This is a genomic window from Candidatus Hepatincolaceae symbiont of Strigamia maritima (genome assembly GCF_055505085.1).
This window is the reverse complement of sequence record NZ_DBKDTU010000077.1, coordinates 1-937: the sequence shown is the minus strand read 5'-3', so window position 1 is coordinate 937 and position 937 is coordinate 1. Positions and strand designations below refer to the sequence as shown.

The 937-nt window shown below is 28.2% G+C and carries 2 protein-coding genes; one reads left to right on the top strand and one right to left on the bottom strand.

The window, feature by feature from the left end:
• A partial coding sequence (locus ACQCX0_RS01935; protein ID WP_462562468.1) for an HAD family hydrolase occupies positions 1-278 on the top strand: 278 nt, incomplete at its 5' end.
• A gap of 44 nt (positions 279-322) precedes the next feature.
• Here ACQCX0_RS01935 and ACQCX0_RS01930 read toward each other — a convergent pair.
• On the bottom strand, positions 323-619 hold the full coding sequence (locus ACQCX0_RS01930; protein WP_462562466.1) for a hypothetical protein: 297 nt from the start codon (positions 617-619) through the stop codon (positions 323-325).
• Between the last annotated feature and the right edge of the window lie 318 nt (positions 620-937).

Below are 937 nucleotides of genomic sequence, written 5' to 3'. Positions count from 1 at the left end.
TTCATAATTTACAAGCAGTAATGACGGCAGCTCATTGTTTAGAAATTTTTAGTACTACTGCCTCAAAAGGATTAGGAATAGAAAAAATTATAGCATTAGAAAATATTCCTAAAGAAAGTATTTTTGTTACAGGAGATGCAGGTAACGATATTTCTATGTTTAAAATTACTAAGAATTCTTTTGTAATGTCACAAGCCTTACCTTATGTTAAAGAAGAAGCTGTGCATGAAGTTAACACAGTAGGAGATGTTATAAATTTTATTAATAGTAGTAAATAAATAACGTTTAGTAATTTTATTATAAATCAAAAAGTTTTTTCTTTCTAGTACGTAATATAATACTTTCTCCAAACCCTTGTAAATTTTAGTTCTTGTAATTTACTAATGTAAAAATCCTGAGATTGATTTGGATACTGTTTTTTAATATATTTATAATTATCTGAATCTTTATTGCTTGTCATTGAAGTTCTTAATTTCTCAACTTTAAATCCTGCTTTTTTTACCATCTTTTTAAGAGTGTCTTGTGAAAAATGTACATAATGGGCTTTTGGGTCTATCCAAGACCATTCCTGCTTTGTTTTACTATGCCAATAATTATCAATATTTGTGTAATGAGACAAGATATAATGGGACAGAATAGCTATATTTTACTACTACAGTTCGTTTAAAAAACCCGCAATAATATGGGAAAACATGGGAAAAAATAAAAATTCCTTTCAATTTTTTCCATTTAAAATGTCCTAAAATTAAGTTTTAAAGAAATGTAAAGTTGCACATTAAATGGCAGAGATATACAAGGACATTACTAAAAAAATAATGGGAAATAATGGGAAAAACCGAGATATTGTGGGATGGCATCATAATTGTCACTGGAAGAATTAAATGGCACAAAGGGGTAGAAGTAGTACTGTATAGTAAATGAATCGGGATTAGATGGG